Annotated in this window: 1 pseudogene; it reads right to left on the reverse strand. The window is 38.1% G+C overall.

Going from position 1 to position 1,125, the window contains the following annotated elements:
• Window positions 1-197: pseudogene (locus tag GOU96_RS17675) on the reverse strand (dipeptide/tripeptide permease); the annotation flags it as partial.
• Window positions 198-1,125 lie beyond the last annotated feature (928 nt).

The following is a 1,125-nucleotide window of genomic DNA, read 5'->3' on the forward strand; positions in this document are numbered from 1 at the left end:
CCGGTATACAAACCGTAGAGTTTCAGAGCGTCTTGGGTTGACCAGCCTAAACCACCATTGATTGTTTTATCAGTGAGATACAGAACCAAGATGGCTCGCATCGCATAGTAGGAAAAACGCTCCCACAGTTCAGTACTGAACAGAAGGAACAGTCCTTTGGGATGACCCAAGAAAGTTGATTGTTGTGTGTTGTTCATCACTTACCTTTATATTGTTCTTTATAAGCACCCGCTAATTTTTATATACACTTTAGTGATTTCATCTGCAATCTAAAACATTTCAGACACAATTGGTTGTAACGCTAACTTGTTGTATCTTCAGCGGCTATTGCAATAGGTTGTGGTGCCATTAGTGCTTTTCGAACATATAAAAACAATGTTAAACATTAAAACTGTGGATTTTTATAGTTTTTTTATCTAATTATTCAGGTCATGTTTAGACGATCCGTTTAAATGTCAGCTAAAGTGCGATGTTGACTAAATGTGATCTGGATTAACATGTGTGGTGTAGAGCATATTCTGCTAGCAGCTGCTGCTGACGCAGTGGTTCTTCTTTGAAGAATGCACCACGCTCACTCATTACAGCAATAATATTCATGCTTGATCCTCACGTATAGAACGTTTTTGTCAAGATATTAGGGTACACGTTGACTCAGTGATGAATTGACTCCATCACGATGAGTTAAAAATAAATTAACCTGGTCAGTATATTTTGATGCTGTGTACGCATTTTCATATGCCGGTTTTTATTTTGCTCGCTCAGCGTTATGGCTGGTCGATTTTATTTATAAACAAGCCATGTCCGAACGAGGAAATAAAACCGTTATCAAACTCGTGTGTTCTTGATTTTATGAACGCCGTTAATATACGCCGCCAAGTGTGTACTGCCCAGAGGGGCGGTTGTGAGAGGGTGTGTCTGATATTTCACTATAACCTATTGCAGTTACAATTATGCGCGCATCATGCTTGATAGTGAATAATTATCAGTGGGTTGCGCCATAATTACGTGTGAGTCACAAAATGAAAGTTATTACATTTGAAAAATAAATGCGGTTATTAGTCATGTTTTGCAATCTTATTATTCTCTGCTGTTTTTACGCTAGCTGTGAATTGTGTCACAGATTTT

The sequence above is a fragment of the Vibrio sp. R-1 genome, from assembly GCF_035615595.1.
Lineage (GTDB): Bacteria > Pseudomonadota > Gammaproteobacteria > Enterobacterales > Vibrionaceae > Vibrio > Vibrio cholerae.